General features: G+C 59.0%; 18 protein-coding genes. 8 read left to right on the forward strand and 10 right to left on the reverse strand.

All coding sequences use genetic code 11. The annotated features are described in order from the left end of the window. Positions 1-44 precede the first annotated feature (44 nt). The 7 genes from nth to metG form a co-directional block, all read right to left on the reverse strand. The gene (gene nth, locus E3W21_RS01680; RefSeq protein WP_129438022.1) at positions 45-683 is read right to left on the reverse strand and encodes an endonuclease III; all 639 of its coding nucleotides are present in this window, start codon (positions 681-683) and stop codon (positions 45-47) included. 25 nt (positions 684-708) lie between these two features. After that, positions 709-1,296, reverse strand: a complete 588-nt coding sequence (locus E3W21_RS01685) for an Rnf-Nqr domain containing protein (RefSeq protein ID WP_129438020.1) — start codon at positions 1,294-1,296, stop codon at positions 709-711. After that, complete coding sequence (locus E3W21_RS01690; RefSeq protein ID WP_134417415.1) at positions 1,289-1,900, reverse strand: RnfABCDGE type electron transport complex subunit G; 612 nt, start codon at positions 1,898-1,900, stop codon at positions 1,289-1,291. Before E3W21_RS01690 ends, E3W21_RS01685 begins: the two co-directional genes overlap by 8 nt. Continuing rightward, positions 1,897-2,889, reverse strand: coding sequence for an RnfABCDGE type electron transport complex subunit D (locus E3W21_RS01695; RefSeq protein ID WP_129438015.1), 993 nt, complete (start codon positions 2,887-2,889; stop codon positions 1,897-1,899). The genes E3W21_RS01690 and E3W21_RS01695 overlap by 4 nt, the downstream gene beginning before the upstream one ends. Further along, positions 2,876-3,886 (reverse strand): electron transport complex subunit RsxB, encoded by a 1,011-nt coding sequence (rsxB, locus tag E3W21_RS01700; protein WP_129438013.1) that lies wholly within the window; start codon positions 3,884-3,886, stop codon positions 2,876-2,878. The genes E3W21_RS01695 and rsxB overlap by 14 nt, the downstream gene beginning before the upstream one ends. Beyond that, positions 3,883-4,452, reverse strand: a complete 570-nt coding sequence (locus E3W21_RS01705; protein WP_129438012.1) for an electron transport complex protein RnfA — start codon at positions 4,450-4,452, stop codon at positions 3,883-3,885. The genes rsxB and E3W21_RS01705 overlap by 4 nt, the downstream gene beginning before the upstream one ends. A 142-nt stretch (positions 4,453-4,594) precedes the next feature. Beyond that, the gene (gene metG / locus E3W21_RS01710; RefSeq protein WP_046047100.1) at positions 4,595-6,646 is read right to left on the reverse strand and encodes a methionine--tRNA ligase; all 2,052 of its coding nucleotides are present in this window, start codon (positions 6,644-6,646) and stop codon (positions 4,595-4,597) included. Positions 6,647-6,975: 329 nt separating this feature from the next. Between metG and apbC the strand changes: the two genes are divergently transcribed. Then, positions 6,976-8,070, forward strand: a complete 1,095-nt coding sequence (apbC, locus tag E3W21_RS01715; protein ID WP_134417417.1) for an iron-sulfur cluster carrier protein ApbC — start codon at positions 6,976-6,978, stop codon at positions 8,068-8,070. 119 nt (positions 8,071-8,189) lie between these two features. Here the strand turns inward: apbC and E3W21_RS01720 are convergent, their stop codons facing one another. Further along, positions 8,190-8,948 (reverse strand): SDR family oxidoreductase, encoded by a 759-nt coding sequence (locus E3W21_RS01720; protein WP_134417419.1) that lies wholly within the window; start codon positions 8,946-8,948, stop codon positions 8,190-8,192. A 170-nt stretch (positions 8,949-9,118) separates the two neighbouring features. On the opposite strand from E3W21_RS01720, the gene E3W21_RS01725 reads away from it, so the two are divergent. The 4 genes from E3W21_RS01725 to groL all read left to right on the forward strand — a co-directional run bounded on the left by E3W21_RS01725 (position 9,119) and on the right by groL (position 12,631). Next, the gene (locus E3W21_RS01725) at positions 9,119-9,850 is read left to right on the forward strand and encodes a HugZ family protein (protein ID WP_134417421.1); all 732 of its coding nucleotides are present in this window, start codon (positions 9,119-9,121) and stop codon (positions 9,848-9,850) included. A gap of 66 nt (positions 9,851-9,916) precedes the next feature. Then, the gene (locus tag E3W21_RS01730; protein WP_134417423.1) at positions 9,917-10,396 is read left to right on the forward strand and encodes an FxsA family protein; all 480 of its coding nucleotides are present in this window, start codon (positions 9,917-9,919) and stop codon (positions 10,394-10,396) included. 248 nt (positions 10,397-10,644) lie between these two features. Then, positions 10,645-10,938 carry a co-chaperone GroES gene (locus E3W21_RS01735; RefSeq protein ID WP_047532658.1) on the forward strand — a complete coding sequence of 98 codons (294 nt, stop codon included), beginning with the start codon at positions 10,645-10,647 and terminating at the stop codon, positions 10,936-10,938. A 49-nt stretch (positions 10,939-10,987) separates the two neighbouring features. Then, positions 10,988-12,631 carry a chaperonin GroEL gene (groL, locus tag E3W21_RS01740; protein WP_129438004.1) on the forward strand — a complete coding sequence of 548 codons (1,644 nt, stop codon included), beginning with the start codon at positions 10,988-10,990 and terminating at the stop codon, positions 12,629-12,631. 200 nt (positions 12,632-12,831) lie between these two features. Here the strand turns inward: groL and E3W21_RS01745 are convergent, their stop codons facing one another. After that, entirely contained in the window at positions 12,832-13,575 is a 744-nt protein-coding gene (locus E3W21_RS01745) for a phosphatase PAP2 family protein (protein WP_134417425.1), read from the reverse strand. 54 nt (positions 13,576-13,629) lie between these two features. Continuing rightward, positions 13,630-15,579 (reverse strand): LTA synthase family protein, encoded by a 1,950-nt coding sequence (locus tag E3W21_RS01750; RefSeq protein ID WP_134417427.1) that lies wholly within the window; start codon positions 15,577-15,579, stop codon positions 13,630-13,632. A 204-nt stretch (positions 15,580-15,783) separates the two neighbouring features. Here E3W21_RS01750 and colR point away from each other — a divergent pair, with 204 nt between their 5' ends. The 3 genes from colR (at position 15,784) to E3W21_RS01765 (ending at position 18,564) form a co-directional block, all read left to right on the forward strand. Then, complete coding sequence (gene colR / locus E3W21_RS01755) at positions 15,784-16,467, forward strand: two-component system response regulator ColR (protein ID WP_008155536.1); 684 nt, start codon at positions 15,784-15,786, stop codon at positions 16,465-16,467. Further along, entirely contained in the window at positions 16,457-17,734 is a 1,278-nt protein-coding gene (locus E3W21_RS01760; protein WP_134417429.1) for a HAMP domain-containing sensor histidine kinase, read from the forward strand. The genes colR and E3W21_RS01760 overlap by 11 nt, the downstream gene beginning before the upstream one ends. A 161-nt stretch (positions 17,735-17,895) precedes the next feature. Further along, positions 17,896-18,564 carry a class I SAM-dependent methyltransferase gene (locus E3W21_RS01765; RefSeq protein ID WP_134418011.1) on the forward strand — a complete coding sequence of 223 codons (669 nt, stop codon included), beginning with the start codon at positions 17,896-17,898 and terminating at the stop codon, positions 18,562-18,564.

An 18,564-nucleotide genomic window follows, 5' to 3' on the forward strand; every position in this document is an offset into this window, starting at 1 on the left:
AAAAAGATTTTTTCAATCGATAAATCGAAAAACCTAATAGCGCCTCAATCGTCCGACGTCTTTTGCTTGTATTCGCACAAGTCTTCGATCCGACAACTGCCGCAACGAGGCTTGCGGGCCAGGCAAACGTAGCGTCCGTGGAGGATCAGCCAGTGATGGGAGTCGAGCAGATATTCCTTCGGCACGAACTTCATCAGTTTTTGCTCAACCTCGACCACATTTTTGCCTGGAGCAATGCCGGTACGGTTGCTGACCCGGAAAATATGCGTGTCCACGGCCATGGTCAGCTGACGGAACGCGGTGTTGAGCACTACGTTGGCGGTCTTGCGGCCGACGCCGGGTAACGCTTCCAGCTCTTCACGGGTTTGCGGCACTTCACCTCCATGACGTTCCACCAGTAATCGACAGGTCTCGATCACGTTTTTCGCTTTGCTGTTGAACAGGCCGATGGTCTTGATGTATTCCGACAAGCCTTCGACACCCAGGGCATAAATCGCCGCCGGTGTATTGGCCACCGGGTAGAGCTTGGCGGTGGCCTTGTTGACGCCGACATCGGTCGACTGCGCGGAGAGAATCACGGAGATCAGTAATTCGAACGGCGAGGAGTAGGCCAGTTCGGTCTTCGGTTCCGGGTTGTCTTCGTGAAATCGGCGAAAAATTTCCAGACGTTTTGCGGCATTCATGGGCAGTGCGTTTCCTCGAAGGCGGTCAGTGTGGGGGCGTCGAGCGGGTCCAGGCCTGACGTGCGGCGAACAGCAGTCCCAGCAGAATGAATCCGCCAGGGGCCAGGGTGGCCAGGCGCAAGCCACCGTCGGCAGTCAGCACCCAGCCTTGCCAGTCCGCTTGCGCAGTGCCAGCCAGCCATGGCAGATGGCTGCCGAGTGTCCCGCTGCCGATGAGTTCGCGCAGCAAGCCAAGGCCTGCCATCAACGCGCCGAACAGGCCACACAGGCGCAGGCGATCACGCCAGGCGCTCTGGAAAAAACCGGTGTGTTCCAGCACAACGCATTGCAAGGCAATCAATCCTGCATAGAACCCTACATGTTGGTGCCATTGCAGCGACCAGACTTGCACGGCGAGCTCCGCGCAACTGGTCAGCGTGGCCGCCAACAGGACGCTGGCAAGCAAACGTGTCGCCGGGACAAGTCGGGATCGCAACGCGCCCATGCTCACTCCAAAGGCGCTGATCACCACGATGAACATCAGCCACAAGCCCAGAGCGGACACCAATGAATCCGTGGCACCGATCAGCGGTGCAAGCATCAGTGAATTCTGCAGCGTCGATGACTTATTCATGAGCGCTGCTCCCGATCAACTGTTGCTGATGTTCGTCGAAGTAGCGCAACGCGTCATGGATGGCGTTGATGACCGCTCTCGAAGTAATGGTCGCGCCCGCCATTTGATCGAATTGCCCCTGATCCTTTTTCAAGGCCCAGCCATTGTCGGCAGGTTCTGTTCGGGACTTTCCGGAAAAAGCCTGAAGCCAGGCATTGGGCCAGTCAGCGAGTCGACCGCCCAGCCCCGGCGTTTCCGATTGCTTGAGCGTTTTGACGCCCAGCACCTTGCCGTTTGCGCCGATGGCGATCAGCAATTCGATGGAACCCTCGTAACCCAGGGTCTGGCTGCGCAGCAACACGGCGCTGGGTTGGCCAGTCTTGGTCGCCAGGTAGCCACCTAGCAGCGTGCTGTTGGCCAATCCAGTGCTTTCGAGGGCGAGCGGCTGTTCCAGCGGCTGATTGTCGTAGCTTTCAGCCGGGAGCAGGTCCAGCAGGTTACGACTGTCGATCAGGCGCTGTTCGGCCGCAATGCGCGGCGCGCTGGTGTGTTGCACGAGGTAAGTCGCGCCAATCCCCAGGCCTGCCAGCAACACCAGGATCACAACGCTCGACACTCGGCTCATGGCGCACCTCGTTCCAGTCTAGAGGTGGCAAACCGCTCCAGCGCCGGCACACAGAGGTTCATCAACAGCACGGCAAAGGCTACGCCGTCCGGATAACCACCCCAGGTACGAATCAGGTACGTCAGCAGCCCTACGCCCGCGCCGAACAGCAGTCGCGCGCCGGGGCTTTTTGCGCCGGACACCGGTTCCGTGACGATGAAGAATGCACCCAGCATGCTCGCGCCAGTGAGCAGATGAAACAGCGGCGAGCCATGGGAGTCGGAGCCCGAGCCGTTCCAGCACAGCAGGCTGACGATGAACAGGCTGGCGAGCATGCCGACCGGCGCATGCCAGCTGAACACCCGTCGTTGCAGCAGAAACGCGCCACCTGCCAGAAAGGCCAGGTTGACCCATTCCATGCCTCGGCCGCCGAAATGACCGAACGCCGGGTTGGCTGCAAACAGTTCGTCCATGGTCAGGCTTTTGTTGATCCGCAGGCTGTCCAGCGCCGTGGCCTGGACCCAGGCGTCTGGCGTCTGCCCGAGGCTGAACCCGAACACCTGCTGCAAGCCGCCGATCAGGTCCAGCCCATGGGATGACGGCCAGTGGGTCATCTGTTGGGGAAAGGTCACCAGCACCAGGGCGAAGCCCAGCATTGCCGGGTTGAACGGGTTCTTGCCAACGCCGCCATACAGGTGTTTGCCGAACACCATCGCGAACGCCGCGGCACAGACCGTCAGCCACCACGGGCAATAAGGCGGCAAGGCCAGAGCCAACAGCGTCGCGCTGACCAGCGCACTGCCGTCGCTCAAGCTCGGCTTGAGCGCAAGCTTGCGCAAGCGCAACACGGTCGCTTCAACGGCCAGTGCGGTAATACCCGTCAGAATCAGGTTGATCAACACGCCCCAGCCATACAGCCAGAAAAACACCAGCATCCCCGGCACGGTGGCCAGCAATACCAGTTTCATGGCTTGCTGGAGGCGTTCGTCGACCGATTCAAGGGGCGGCATAGGCATCCACCTGACGCTCGGCTTCATTCACCGCGAGTTCCAGGGCTTCGATCTGCTCTGCCGGCGCTTCGCTGGATTGGGCTTTCTTGAGTTCGGCACGGCGCATGGCCAACTGGATCTTTGCCCGATTCAGCTGCGCATTTTTCGCCGGAACTACGGGGGCCGCGGCTGGCGGTGCAGAGCTTTCCAGTTTTGCCAACGCCTGTTCGGCAACCTCGAATTGCTGTTGCAGCACGATCAGCTGCGACTGCTGTTCGAAGGTCGGCGGATGCCCGAACGCCTTGAGTGACTTGTTCAGTTGCGCCCGACTCATCGCCAGATCGATCTTGGCCTTTTTCAGCGCCACATCCGCATTCGCTGCCTTCTGTGCACGGACTCGCTCAAGAGCGGCCTGAACCGGGTCGAGTGTCGCCACCTCACTGGGCTGGACGGCGCGCTGGGCTCGGGCCCGACGTTCGGCGATTTTCTGTTCTTCTTCGCGATGCAGGCGAGCGTTGCGCTGTTCAAATCGGCGTCGCGCGTGATTGCGCTTGGCCGCTCGGGCGCGTTGTTCCTCAAGGCTCAACGCCAGGCCGCCGACAATCGGCAGCACCGTGTCCAACGGCAACGGCCGCATCTCGATGCAATCCACCGGGCAGGGCGCTACGCACAGGTCGCAACCGGTGCATTCATCGACGATCACCGTGTGCATCAATTTCGCCGCGCCGACAATGGCATCCACCGGGCAGGCCTGGATGCACTTGGTGCAACCAATACACTCCGCTTCACGAATAAAGGCGATCTGCGCCGGGGCCGAACCGCGACTGACGTCCAGTTCCAGCACCGGCACTTTCAACAGCTCGGCCAGGGCCGCGATGGTTTCGCTGCCGCCCGGCGGACATTTGTTGATCGGTTCGCCGCTGGCAATGCCTTCGGCGTACGGTTTGCATCCGGGGTGGCCGCACTTGCCGCATTGGGTCTGCGGCAAGAGGGCGTCGATGCGTTGAATCAGACTCATGTTTTGATCAGTCCGCTGAATCCGAGAAAGGCCACTGCAATCAATCCGGCGCCGATCAGGTCGATGGGCAGGCCGCGAAAGGGCAGGGGGATATCATTTTCGATTGTGCGTTGGCGCAAGTCGCTGAACAGGCTCAGTACCAGCCAGAAGCCCAGGCCGGCACCCAGGCTCAGGGCCATGGCGTGGAAGAAGCCTTTGTCGTCCTGAGCATTGAGCAGCGTCAGGCCGAGTACGCCAGCATTGCCCAGCAGCAGGGGCCAGAGGCCATCGAACGCAAGCTTTGGAAGTAACCGGGAAAGCACTTTCAGCAGCGGGCCAATCAGCAGAACGCTTAATGGAAGGAAGACGAAAAGGCGCAGCGACGTCAGCTCCAGCGGGACCAGCAACCAACGGTAGGCCGAGTAACCCAGCGTGCCGACGATCAGCATCAAACACGTCGTCGCAAGGCCCAACGCATGGACCTGTCGATGCTCGTTGCCCAGCAGCGGATCGACGCCCAGCGGCCAGTGCAACACGAGGTTGTTGATCAGGGCAGTGCTGATAAGCGTAAGAACAATTTCGGTCATGATCGTGCCGGCAAGAACGGGGCTTTTTAACGGAGCGGTCTAAAAAGCTTAGGCATTATCCGGCAAGGACGGAGGGTGGGCCAGACATGAAAATCCCACAGTCGCGCCTGGCACGACTGTGGGATCGGTTTACAGCAGAGCCTTACTTGATGCGCTGACCTGGCTTGGCGCCGCTGTCAGGGCTGAGCAGGTAGATTTCTTCACCGCCAGGGCCGGCCGCCATCACCATGCCTTCGGAGATACCGAACTTCATTTTTCGTGGCTTGAGGTTGGCGATCATCATGGTCAGACGACCATTGAGCTTGGACGGATCTGGATAAGCGCTCTTGATCCCGGAGAACACGTTGCGTTGCTCGTCACCGATGTCCAGGGTCAGGCGCAGCAGTTTGTCGGCACCTTCCACGTGTTCGGCCTTGAGAATCAGGGCGACGCGCAGGTCGACAGCGGCAAAGGCATCGAACTCGATTTCCGGTGACAGCGGATCCTTGGCCAGTTCGCCATTGCCGGCAGGTGCAGCGTCGCCGGTGTCGGTAGCGCTGGCGGTCAGGTCTTCTTTCGAGGCGTCGCTCATGGCTTGCACTTTTACCGGGTCGATACGGGTCATCAACGGTTTGAACTCGTTCAGCTGATGGTTGCTGAGCAAAGTAGCGTGGTCGTTCCAGGTCAGCGGCGCGACGTTCAGGAACGCCTCGGCGTCGGCGGCCAGCAGCGGCAGCACCGGTTTGAGGAAGATCACCAACTGGCGGAACAGGTTGACGCCCAGGGCGCAGATGGCCTGGACTTCGTCTTGCTTGCCTTCCTGTTTGTTCAGCGACCACGGTGCCTTGTCGGCGATCCAGGCATTGGCACGGTCGGCCAGGCCCATGATCTCGCGCATGGCACGGGCGAAGTCGCGAGCCTCGTAGGCTTCGGCGATGCTCGGCGCTGCGGCGAGGAACGCTTCGGTCAGTTCCGGCGCGGCATTGCCCGCCACCAGTACACCGGCGTTGCCTTTGTGGATGAAACCGGCGCAACGGCTGGCGATGTTGACGACTTTGCCGACCAGGTCGGAGTTGACCTTCTGCACGAAGTCTTCGAGGTTCAGGTCGAGGTCGTCGACGCCACGGCTCAGCTTCGCCGCGTAGTAGTAGCGCAGGTATTCCGGCGACAGATGGTCCAGATAGGTCCGGGCCTTGATGAAGGTGCCGCGGGATTTGGACATTTTCTGACCGTTGACGGTCAGGTAGCCGTGTACGTTGATGCCGGTTGGTTTACGGAAACCGGCGCCTTCGAGCATGGCTGGCCAGAACAGGGCGTGGAAGTTGACGATGTCCTTGCCGATGAAATGGTACAGCTCAGCGGTGGAGTCCTTGCCCCAGAACGCGTCGAAATCAAGTGTAGGCGTGCGGTCGCAGAGGTTCTTGAAGCTGGCCATGTAGCCGATCGGCGCGTCCAGCCATACATAGAAGTATTTGCCTGGCTCGTCCGGGATTTCGAAACCGAAGTACGGCGCATCGCGGGAGATGTCCCACTGTTGCAGGCCGGCGTCCAGCCATTCGGCGATTTTGTTCGCCACGGCTTCTTGCAGGGTGCCGCTGCGGGTCCAGGCTTGCAGCATTTCCTGGAAGTCCGGCAGCTTGAAGAAGAAGTGCTGGGAATCCTTGAGCACCGGAGTGGCGCCAGAGATCGCCGACTTCGGATCCTTCAGGTCGGTCGGCGCGTAGGTCGCACCGCATTTTTCGCAGTTGTCGCCGTACTGGTCTTCGGTGCCGCATTTCGGGCAGGTGCCCTTGATGAAGCGGTCGGCCAGGAACATTTTCTTTTCCGGGTCGAAGTACTGAGTGATCGAACGCTGGGCGATGTGCCCGGCGTCGCGCAGCTTCAGGTAGATCTGGCTCGACAGCTCACGGTTTTCTTCGGCGTGAGTGGAGTGGAAGTTGTCGAAGTCCACCAGGAACTCGGCAAAGTCGGCGCTGTGTTCAGCCTGGACGTTGGCGATCAGTTGTTCCGGGGTGATGCCTTCCTTTTCCGCGCGCAGCATGATGGCCGAACCGTGGGCGTCGTCGGCGCAGACATAAATGCATTGATTGCCGCGGTGCTTCTGGAAGCGCACCCACATATCGGTCTGGATGTATTCCAGCATGTGGCCAAGATGGATCGAACCATTGGCATAGGGCAGGGCGCTGGTGACGAGGATCTTGCGTGGCTCGGACATGGGGCTCGGCTACTTGATGAAACGGAGGTCGGCCACTATAAAGCGCCGGCGCATATTTTTCACCCCCGCGACCCGTATCCACGGTCCATGTAGCAGCTGGCGAAGCCTGCGTTCGGCTGCGCAGCAGTCGTGAATCCGGGCAACTCGGACTACCTGAAACACCGCGGTGTCTGGTTTTACGACTGCTGCGCAGCCGAACGCAGGCTTCGCCAGCTGCTATGGCAGCATTCGACCATGGGTTATTTGTCACATTCTGAAAGCATGCCGTCCGGACTATAGAACAGGTACGATACCCGCCTGATTTTCCAGTCTTGCTATCGGAGTTGCCCATGAGCGCCGTCAATCGCGCAGCGGTGGAAGCCGTCCTTCGCCAATACACCGACCCTTATCTGAACCAGGACCCGGTCAGCGCCGGGTGCGTACGCGGCATCGACATTCAGGGTGATCGCGTCAGCGTCCAGCTGGAGCTGGGTTACGCCGCCGGCCTGTTCAAGAGTGGCTGGGCGCAGTTGCTGCAAATGGCCATTGAAGGGCTGGAAGGCGTGACCATCGCGCGCGTCGAGATCACCAGTGTCATTGCCGCGCACAAGGCTCAAGCGCAGATCCCGGGTCTGGCCAACGTCAAGAACGTGGTGGCCGTGGCATCCGGCAAGGGCGGTGTGGGTAAATCCACCACTGCCGCCAACCTGGCCCTGGCCCTGGCCCGCGAAGGCGCCAAGGTCGGGATCCTCGACGCGGACATTTACGGACCGAGCCAAGGCATCATGTTGGGCATCCCTGAAGGCACCCGACCCAAGGTCAAGGATCAGAAGTGGTTTATTCCGATCGAGTCCCACGGTGTCGAAGTCATGTCCATGGCGTTCCTGACCGACGACAACACGCCGATGGTCTGGCGCGGGCCGATGGTTTCCGGCGCCTTGTTGCAACTCGTCACTCAGACAGCCTGGGGCGATCTGGATTACCTGGTCATCGACATGCCACCAGGCACCGGCGACATCCAGCTGACTCTGGCGCAGAAAGTCCCGGTGGCCGGCGCGGTGATCGTTACAACGCCGCAAGATCTGGCATTGCTGGACGCACGCAAGGGCGTGGAGATGTTCCGCAAGGTCAACATTCCGGTGCTGGGCGTGGTGGAAAACATGGCCGTGCACATCTGCTCCAACTGCGGGCATGCCGAGCATCTGTTCGGTGAGGGTGGTGGTGTGAAGCTGGCCAACCAGTACGGCGTCGAGCTGCTGGCGTCGTTGCCGCTGGCGATGGCCATCCGCGAACAGGCCGACGGCGGCAAGCCAACGGTGATCGCCGAGCCTGACAGCCCGATTGCGATGGTTTACCAGGAACTGGCCCGCCATGTCGGCGCGCGGATCGTGTTGCAGGAAGCGGCGACACCGGCCATGCCGAACATCACGATCAGCGACGATTGATCTGCGTCGACTGTTAAAAGAGCGCAGCCTCGTTTCACTCGACAGCTCCTACACATGGGTTTTGCATTCACCTGTAGGAGCTGTCGAGCGAAGCGAGGCTGCGATCTTTTGATCTTGCTTTAGATCCGCAACCCGCCATCCAACTCCATAATCCGACCGGTGTAGTAGTCGTTCTCGAAAATGTACGCCGCCGAATGGGCGATCTCTTCAGGCTTGCCCATGCGCTTGAGCGGAATCGCGGACGTTATCTTCTCCAGCGCCTCAGGTTTCATGCTCAGCGTCATTTCGGTTTCGATAAAGCCCGGTGCAATGGCTGCCACACGAATACCGTAGCGTGCCAATTCCTTCGCCCAGGTCACGGTCGCCGCGGCGACACCGGCCTTAGCGGCGGAGTAGTTGGTCTGGCCGGCGTTGCCAGCACGGGAGATCGACGAGATATTAATGATCGCGCCGCTGTTGTTCAGCTCGATCATTTTGGCCGCGACTTCACGGGTGCACAGGAATACGCCGGTCAGATTGACGTCGATGACCGACTGCCACTGGGCCAGGCTCATCTTGGTCATCTCGCCGTCCTTGACCTTGATCAGCAAGCCATCGCGCAGGATCCCTGCGTTGTTGATCAGGCCATGGATCGCGCCGAAGTCTTCGGCTACCTGGGCGACCATATGGGTCACTTGCTCTTCATTGGCGACATTGCACAGATAAGCGCGAGCCTCGACGCCATTAGCCTTGCAAGCGGCGACGGTGTCGTCGAGCTTTTCCTGGTTCAAGTCCACCAGCGCCAGCTTTGCGCCTTTACCGGCGAAATACTCGGCCATGGAACGGCCTAAACCCTGGCAACCGCCCGTGATAATGATTACTTTGTCAGTGAGTTGCATTCGCATGCCCCAATAGCAGATCAGAGGAGTGGTTTCCTTTTAGAGAGTAGCCTCTCAATCTGCACCTGATACGGCTTGGCTGCACATGAGAACTGCCCCGATGGCGTGCTGGAACTTATCCCCAGGCGCCTGTCCGTTTTTTTGACGGATTCTATATAAGGAGTCATAAATTGAGCGTTGAAGCGGCCAAGAATGCCCGAGAATTGCTTCTCAAGGAATACCGTGGAGTGCTCTCGACGCACTCCAAGGCGATGCCCGGTTTCCCGTTTGGCTCCGTGGTTCCGTACTGTCTGGACGAACAGGGCTGGCCGCTGATCCTTATCAGCCGTATCGCCCAGCACACCCACAACCTGCAGAAAGATCCAAAATGCTCACTGTTTGTGGGCGAGCGCGGGGCTGAAGATGTGCAAGCCGTTGGTCGCCTGACCTACCTCGCCGAAGCAGAAAAGCTCGAGGACGAGGCCGCCATCGAAGCGGCGGCTGAGCGTTACTACCGCTATTTCCCGGATTCGCAGAGCTACCACAAGGCCCACGATTTCGATTTCTGGGTGCTCAAACCGGTACGTCACCGTTACATCGGCGGCTTCGGTGCGATTCACTGGGTCGATCAGTTAACGCTGGCCAACCCGTTCGCCGGAAAAGCCGAAGCGAGCATGGTCGAGCACATGAATGCCGATCACGCCAAAGCCATCGCCCACTACGTCGAACTGGCGGGCCTGCCGAAAACCGAGCCGGCGCAACTGGCGGGTATCGACACCGAAGGCATGCACCTGCGCATTGGTCAGGGGCTCTATTGGTTGCCGTTTCAAGCGCCGTGTAATACGCCGACACAAGTGCGCGAAGCCTTGGTTTTCCTGGCTCACGCCGAACATTGGCCGAAAAATGAAGTGGCCGACGCTTGAATTCACGAATCGGCGACGTCATCTAGGGAAGACTGGCAAGGCATTCTTGCGTTGAGGAACCATTTGATGCGCCCTTTTTTATTGCTCTTTGTACTGTTTCCGGTGTTGGAGCTGTTCGTATTCGTCAAGGTCAGCGGGGCGATCGGGTTTTTCCCGGCCCTGCTGCTGGTCATTCTCGGCTCGATGCTCGGCGTGTTCGTGCTGCGTATCGCTGGTCTGGCAACCGCATTGCGTGCTCGTGAAAGCCTGAACCGCGGCGAGTTGCCGGCCCAGACCATGCTCGAAGGTTTGATGCTGGCGCTGGCGGGTGGTCTGTTGATCCTGCCGGGCTTCGTCACTGACGCGCTGGGTCTGATCATGTTGCTGCCGTTCTCTCGTCGACTGTTGGCCAATAAAATGCGCCAGCGTGCCGAAGAGGCGGCAATCCGTCAGCGTGCGTTCGCCGACGACCTTCAGCCACGTGGCGGCGGCCCTGCGACCCGCGAGCCGCTGGGCCGAGAGCCCAACGTGATCGAAGGCGAATTCGAACACCGCGATACCAAGTAATCCGCAATACCGGCACGGCACCTTCGGGTGCCGTGTTCGTTTGTGGGGTAGCAACCTGAAAAAATTTGCTTCCTCGCCCTTGTAATAAGCTTATGCGCCCTTATGTAACGGTCACCGCAAGGTTTCTGGCGATTACGCCAGACAGACTTCCGCGGTTCGCTTGACGAACCGCACCCGGCACTGCCGGATTTGTTAAACCCGCCGGGAATACACCGGCCGATGAAAACCACAATTAGGAGAGATCGACAATGAAGCTTCGTCCTCTGCATGACCGCGTCGTCATCCGTCGCAGCGAAGAAGAAAAGAAAACCGCTGGCGGTATCGTCCTGCCAGGTTCGGCTGCTGAAAAAGCCAACAGCGGCGAGATCCTCGCTGTCGGTACCGGCCGCGTGCTGGACAACGGTGAAGTGCGTGCACTGGCCGTTAAAGTGGGTGACAAGGTTGTGTTCGGCCCGTACTCCGGCAGCAACACCGTGAAAGTCGACGGCGAAGACCTGCTGGTAATGAGCGAGAACGAAATCCTCGCTGTTATCGAAGGCTGATTCCCCGCTCATTTTCCCGCTACTACAAAGTATTTAAGGAATATCGATCATGGCTGCTAAAGAAGTTAAATTCGGCGATTCCGCCCGCAAGAAAATGCTCGCCGGTGTCAACGTCCTGGCTGACGCAGTAAAAGCGACCCTGGGCCCTAAAGGCCGTAACGTGATCATCGAGAAGAGCTTCGGCGCTCCGACCATCACCAAGGACGGCGTGTCCGTTGCCAAAGAAATCGAGCTGAAAGATCGCTTCGAAAACATGGGCGCGCAGCTGGTCAAAGACGTTGCCTCCCGTGCCAACGATGACGCAGGCGACGGCACCACCACCGCTACCGTTCTGGCTCAATCGATCGTCAACGAAGGCCTGAAAGCCGTCGCTGCCGGCATGAACCCGATGGACCTGAAGCGCGGTATCGACAAAGCGACCATCGCAATCGTCAAAGAGCTGAAAGCCCTGTCCAAGCCTTGCGCTGACACCAAGGCAATCGCTCAGGTCGGCACCATCTCGGCCAACTCCGACAACTCCATCGGCGACATCATTGCCGAAGCCATGGAAAAAGTCGGTAAAGAAGGCGTGATCACCGTTGAAGAAGGCTCGGGCCTGGAAAACGAACTGTCGGTTGTTGAAGGCATGCAGTTCGACCGTGGCTACCTGTCCCCGTACTTCGTCAACAAGCCAGAGACCATGACTGCCGAGCTCGACGGTCCGCTGATCCTGCTGGTCGACAAGAAAATCTCGAACATCCGTGAACTGCTGCCAGTACTGGAAGCCGTTGCCAAAGCAGGTCGTCCGCTGCTGATCGTGAGCGAAGACGTTGAAGGCGAAGCCCTGGCGACTCTGGTTGTGAACAACATGCGCGGTATCGTCAAAGTGGTTGCCGTCAAGGCTCCTGGCTTTGGTGACCGTCGCAAGGCCATGCTGCAGGACATCGCTGTCCTGACCGGCGGTACCGTTATCTCCGAAGAGATCGGTCTGAGCCTGGAAAGCGCTACCCTGGAACACCTGGGTAATGCCAAGCGCGTAGCCGTAACCAAGGAAAACACCACCGTCATCGACGGCGCCGGCGTTGAAGCTGATATCCAGGCTCGCGTTCTGCAAATCCGTCAGCAAGTGGCCGACACTTCGTCCGACTACGACCGTGAAAAACTGCAAGAGCGTCTGGCCAAGCTGTCCGGCGGCGTTGCAGTGATCAAGGTTGGCGCTGGTTCCGAAGTTGAAATGAAAGAGAAGAAAGCCCGCGTTGAAGACGCCCTGCACGCTACCCGTGCAGCCGTTGAAGAAGGCGTGGTACCTGGCGGTGGCGTAGCGCTAATTCGCGCTCTGCAAGCCATCAGCGAACTGAAAGGCGACAACGCTGATCAGAACGTCGGTATTGCTGTACTGCGTCGCGCTATCGAATCGCCACTGCGTCAGATCGTTGCCAACTCCGGCGACGAGCCAAGCGTAGTAGTCGACAAGGTCAAGCAAGGTTCGGGTAACTTCGGTTACAACGCTGCTACCGGCGAATACGGCGACATGATTGAAATGGGCATCCTCGACCCTACCAAAGTGACTCGTTCTGCTCTGCAGGCTGCGGCGTCCATTGGTGGCTTGATGCTGACCACCGAAGCCATGATCGCTGATGCTCCGGACGACAAACCAGCTGGCGGCGGCATGCCAGACATGGGCGGTATGGGCGGCATGGGCGGCATGATGTAAGCCAGCCTTACCCCTATAAAAAGCCCCGCCTGCGATCAGCAGGCGGGGCTTTTTATTGCCTTCGATTTACCTGGATCTTGAAATTGCACCGGACCACTGTGGGAGCGAGCTTGCTCGCGATAGCGGCATAACAGTCACCATCAATAGTGAAGGTTATGGCCTCATCGCGAGCAAGCTCGCTCCCACATTGATTTTGTATTTCAGGCGTTGACTGGTGATGCTTTAGCCACTCGATCAGCCTTGGAAGCCGGGCGATACAGGATGTAGTAATACGACCCCAGGCAAATCAGCCAGCAGAAAATCGCCGTCCACACATTGTGCGAAAAGAAGTGCGCGCCCTGCATCATCCGGCCGATCGAAAACACCGTGCCCAACGCGAAAGCGAACACAAGCGCCTGGCGCGCCAGACGCGGACGACGGTCCCGCAGGACGAAGAACAGCGCAAACAGTGTGAAACCGGTCGCCGCATGACCGCCGGGCCAGCAACGACCCGGTTTATCGGTGTGCGGGCGAGGGCTGAGCAGTTCGCTGTAGGTTTCGTGGCCGCCGAATTGCTCAAGGCTCCACGGGCATTGCACGGCCGTCACCGCTTTGACTGGCGTGACAAAGGAGGTTGCCAGCGCCAGAGACAGTACCAGGCAACCCAATTCCCGTTTGATCGGTTTGAGCCGGTCCATGAAAAAGGAGGCGATGAAGCCGAAGATGGCCAACACCGAGAAGGCGATGACCACCTGCTTGGCGCGGTCATGCAGGATGTCTTCCAGGAAGGAACTGTGCCGTCCGATAAAATCACCCGCAACCGGGTCATAGAACAGCTTGGCAAGATCCATGTCCAGGGACGTCAGTTCGAGCAGCATCAGAATGATCGCCGCGATGGCGGGAACGCCCAGGCACACCCAGAAATTCAGCGGGCGGGAGGCGGGACGGACAGCAGTTGATGGCATGGTGGATCCTGAACAAAGGAAAAAGCCCCGGGGCATCAGCCCGGGGCGATTCGATTAATGTGCGCTGACTTGGTCGGTGCCCTCCATGGGCGCCCTCCAGCCAAGCAGCTGTTGCTTGAAGCCATAACTGGCGGTTTGGTAATAGGTGATAGCACGGGCAATCAACGGGTCGCTGGCAGTGGCTCGGGACTCGCGGCTCTCAGTCAGTGCTGCATCATGGCGGCGCAGCCCTTGGCGAGGGCTCAGGATCGCCAAATCCTTGCCGTCGAACAAGCCCAAATGCTGGTAATTGCCAACGACCACGCGGGGCGGCAGTGGATTGTCCTGCAGCAGGTTGCGGCCGAAGAAGGTCGATTGATAATCCAGGTTCAGCAAACCCAGCAAGGTCGGCGCCAGGTCGATCTGGCTGGCCAGCTGCGCGGTTTCCCGTGCATCGATCAGCTTCGGTGCATAGATGAACAACGGAATCTGATAGTTTTTGATCGGCAAGTCTTCCATGCCGGCGCTGCCGGCCGTGTGGTCGGCGACGAAGACGAAGATTGTATTGTCAAACCACGGCTTTTGGCGCGCCTGATCGAGGAACTGACCAATGGCATAGTCGGTGTACTTCACCGCACCGTCGCGACCGTTGCCGGATTTGATGTCGATCCGGTTGTCAGGGTAGGTGTAAGGGCGATGGTTGGAGGTGGTCATCAGTTGCAGCAGAAACGGCTGCTGTTTCGCGTAGTCAGCGTCGGCCAGTTTGAGGGTCTGGTTGTAGAGATCTTCGTCAGCCATGCCCCAGGCATTTTTAAAGTGGATCTCTGATTCATCGACGCTGCTCTGGTCCACCACACGGTAACCGTTGCCACTGAAGAACGCGTTCATATTGTCGAAGTAACCGCGTCCGCCATAGACGAACACGCTGTCGTAACCCACGGCGCTGAGTTGCTGGCCGAGGCTGGCGAAACCGCTTTCACGCCCCACACGCTTGACGATCGAACGCCCCGGGGTTGGCGGGATCGCCAGGGTAATGGCCTCAAGGCCGCGATCGGTGCGGGTGCCGGTGGCATAGAAGTTGTTGAAGTACAGGCTCTGCTTGCGCAAGGCATCGAGGTTGGGTGTCAGGTTGCGCTCGTCGCCGTTACTGCCCATGTACTTGGCGCTGAAGCTTTCAATCGTCACCAGCACAATGTTGGGTTTGCGCACAGTGCCCGGGTTGTCGATCATCCGGCGAATGTCCTGCGGATCCTCGCCGATGAAACGCGCATTGGGTTCGCTCAGTTCGGCACGAATCTGTTGCGCAACCACTTCCGGCGGCAGGCTGCTGTAGAACTGCGGGTAATCCAGTTCATTGTTACGGAAGGCGGCGAAGAACTGATACGGGCCATTGCTCGCCAGTTCATTCTGATAGGCATTGCCGCCCTGTGCGCGCGGTGAATCCTGGCTAAGCAATTGCAGGCTCAGACCGGCGACGATCAACAGGCCCAGCGCATTCAGCAGGCGCCCGCGCAGCGCGGGCAAGGGTGAGTCCAGTGCGGCATTGAAGGGTTTGCGCAGCGCGAAACTCAGGGCCACGGCCAGCACGGCGAGGATGCTCAGCAGCGTGCCGATCGGGTAGGACTCAAGAAGGTTGTTCAGCACTTCGTCGGAGTAGACCAGATAATCGACGGCGATAAAGTTGAAGCGAACACCGAACTCATCCCAGAACAGCCACTCGGCTACCGCCGTGAACAACATGGCGAACAGGCTGACGGTCAGCAGTCCCTGAAGGAACCAGCGATGGCCGCGGCGGCGCCATAAGGCCGGTGGGCAGAGCAGCAAGTAGAGACCCATCGGCAGCGCTGCAAAGGCAATGAAGCCCAGGTCGTAGAGCAGGCCAATGCCAAACACCGACAGAAATCCGCTACCGGCCTCATCCAGATGGGTGAGCAGCAAAACCGTGCGGGTCAGCAAGAAAATGACCAGCCATGTGCCGGTGACGAGCAGGAGAAAGCGCATTGGCGCGGTCTTGAAGAGGTCCATTGTGTGTGCATTCCTTAACAACAATTGCGTGGGATTCTCGCGCCTCCACTGTAGTCGGCTTGTGAATCGATAGTGAAAAACGTGTTAACTCTATCATTTGGTTGAGCGGATTGATTCCAGCCACCGTAACCCTAGCCCTGAGCCACGCTTGGCCTTAAGCTGCGCGGGCCACGACGGCCGTTACTGTGTACGCAGGAGACACCCATGCGAATTCTATTGGTTGAAGACAACCGCGATATCCTGGCCAATCTAGCCGATTACCTGGGGCTTAAGGGTTACACCGTGGATTGCGCGCAGGACGGTTTGTCAGGCTTGCACCTGGCGGCCACCGAGCATTACGACTTGATCGTGCTCGACATCATGTTGCCAGGCATCGACGGTTACACCCTGTGCAAACGCCTGCGCGAAGACGCGCGCCGCGACACGCCGGTGATCATGCTCACCGCCCGCGATCAATTGGACGACCGGCTGCAAGGTTTCAAATCCGGCGCCGATGATTACCTGATCAAACCCTTTGCCCTGTCTGAATTGGCGGCGCGCATCGAGGCGGTCATGCGTCGCACCCAGGGTGGCGGTCGCCGTACTTTGCAGGTCGGCGATCTGAACTACGACCTCGACACCCTGGAAGTGACCCGCGAAGGTCGTCTGCTCAAACTCAACCCGGTGGGCCTGAAGTTGCTGGCGGTGCTGATGCAGAAAAGCCCTCATGTGCTGCGCCGGGAAATTCTCGAAGAGGCGCTGTGGGGGGATGACTGCCCGGACAGCGACAGCCTGCGCAGCCACGTCCATCAATTGCGCCAAGTGATCGACAAGCCGTTCGCCAAACCGTTGCTGCAAACCGTGCACGGTGTGGGTTATCGCTTGGCCGAGGGCCGTGATGGAGTTTAAGCAGAGCCTTGCTCAACGGATCATCATCGCCTTTGCGCTGATGAGCGCATTGGTGGCAGGGGCCTTCGCCATGGGCATTGTGGCGACCGTGCACCTGGTGGAAGAAAAACTGATTTCGGCAGGTCTGGGGGGCGATTTACAACGGCTGTTGCTGATGGACAGTGTCACGGACTGGAGCCATCGTCCCGAGCCGGACCAGCTGTTCTATTTCAGTGGCGGGCCGGGCGATTTTCAGTTGCCCAAGGATTTACGCCATCTGGAGCCGGGTTTTCACGAAGTGTTTCGTGAGCAACTGTCGTATCACGCGATGGTTGAAGTCGTCGACGGCCGGCGTTATGTGCTGTTACAGGATCAGAGCGATTTCGAAGAGCGTGAACGGGTGCTGTTTGCCGTGGTGCTGGTGGGCTTCGTTCTGAGTCTGGCATTGGCGGTGTTTCTCGGCTGGATACTGGCGCGCAAAGTGATGGCGCCCGTGGTGCGACTGGCCCGCCAGGTCCGTCACCGTGACCAATTGTTAGGTCTGGCGCCACCGCTGGCGCCGGATTACGCCGCTGATGAGGTGGGCGAGTTGGCCGTGGCCTTCGACGCTACCCTCGGGCGCTTGCGCCAGGCGTTGACCCGCGAACGGTTGTTCACCAGTGACGTCAGCCACGAACTGCGCACGCCATTGATGGTGCTGGCCAGTTCCTGCGAGCTGCTGCTGGAAAACCCCGGCATCGATCAGCGTGGACGTGCTCAGGTCGAGCGAATCGCCCGCGCCTGTGAAGAGATGCGCGAGCTGGTGCAAACCTTTCTGATGTTGGCCCGCAAACAACGTGAAGACGCCAGCATGTCGCCCCAGCAGAACCTGAACCAGGTCGCCGATGGACTGCTCAATCTGTGGCGCGAGCCGATCGAGTCCAAGGGACTGGCGCTGATCTTTGAACCGGGCAACCCGGCAAACACCAGCTACAACGCAACCCTTCTGCACGCGGTCATGGGCAACCTGCTGCGTAATGCGCTGCATTACACCGAGCGCGGGTTTATTCGCCTGACGCTGACGGCCACCGGTTTCATCGTCGAAGACAGTGGCGTGGGTATTCCCGAGGAAAAACGCGAAGCAATGTTCGAGCCCTTCGTGCGGGGCAGCGAGAAACGCGGCGAAGGCCTGGGGCTGGGGCTGTCGCTGGTGCAACGGATCTGTGAAAACCAGGGTTGGAGCGTCAGTCTGACGAACATGGAACCCAACGGCTGTCGTTTTCAGGTGGAGTTGTCAACGAGTAACTGATCGCCTTATTGAAACGCATTAACCCGATACAATCGTTTTCGTCCTGTGAATCCTCGAAATAATTCGGGTTTTACATGACATTTTTTTCACAGCGGCATGACCTGACGCTGACACGGAGCGACCTATTGTGGGAGCCATCAGCAGCTCAGGAAACCTTGATGATGGACGGCCCGATCAAACTGGATTTTTCCGAAAAATACGACGATCAACACGCTCAACGATACCTGCGCAAACATCAGGATGGCTTTGGCCGCCGCCTGTCCCACTGGCGTGACGAGCAACTGGCGCGCAAGGCGCTGGCACTGGCCGGTGAGCCGGGGCTGATCCTCGATTTGCCCTGCGGTGCGGGGCGCTTTTGGCCATTGCTGGCGGAAAAAACCAATCGAGCCATCATCGGGGCCGACAACTCTGAATCCATGCTGAAGATTGCCATGCAGGCGCAACCTGCCGATGTGGTGAAACGGGTACAACCCTTGCACACTTCTGCATTCGACATTGCCTTGCCTGATAACGCCGTCGACAGCATTTTCTGCATGCGTTTGCTCCATCACATCGGTGAAGCCGAGCACCGACTGGCTATTTTGCGCGAGTTCGAGCGAGTCACTCGCGACAGCGTGATCCTCTCTTTGTGGGTGGAAGGCAATTTCAAAGCGTGGAAACGCAAGCGGCTTGAGAAAACCCGTGGGCATGTAGGTTACCAAAATCGATTTGTGTTACCGGCTGCTACGGTTGAAAAGGAATTCGAGCAGGCGGGTTTTCTTATTCAGGAACAACTGGACTTTTTACCGCTCTATGCCATGTGGCGGGTCTACGTATTACGCAAGAGGTAA

Origin of the sequence: Pseudomonas sp. F01002, assembly GCF_004402115.1 — a bacterium.
Taxonomy (GTDB): domain Bacteria; phylum Pseudomonadota; class Gammaproteobacteria; order Pseudomonadales; family Pseudomonadaceae; genus Aquipseudomonas; species Aquipseudomonas frigoris.